General features: G+C 71.2%; 1 protein-coding gene. It reads left to right on the forward strand.

What is annotated here, in order from left to right; translation table 11 throughout:
• Positions 1-42: 42 nt before the first annotated feature.
• A partial coding sequence (locus D9V41_RS17255) for a hypothetical protein (protein WP_208006948.1) occupies positions 43-309 on the forward strand: 267 nt, incomplete at its 3' end.

The raw sequence follows: 309 nt of genomic DNA on the forward strand, positions 1-309 counted from the left end.
GTGACGCAACCTCGGATCCGGCCGTGGTCCACGCAGCTCGTCGTGCCCACCGACCACGGCACCCTCTGGTTCAAGGCGCCCTGCGCCCCGATGCGCTTCGAGCCCGCGCTGCAGCAGCTCCTGGCTCGGCTGCTCCCAGGACTCGTCGCCGCACCGGTGGCCGTCGACGTCGTGCGCGGTTGGATGCTGACGGCCGACCACGGGCGATTACTCGCCGACGATGACGCGGCAGCGGGGGACGACCTTCGCGATCTGATCGGAGTGGCGGCGCGGGCGCAACGCGAACTCGTCGCCCACCGAGAGGAACTG

The organism is Aeromicrobium phragmitis, from assembly GCF_003674095.1.
Taxonomy (GTDB): domain Bacteria; phylum Actinomycetota; class Actinomycetes; order Propionibacteriales; family Nocardioidaceae; genus Aeromicrobium; species Aeromicrobium phragmitis.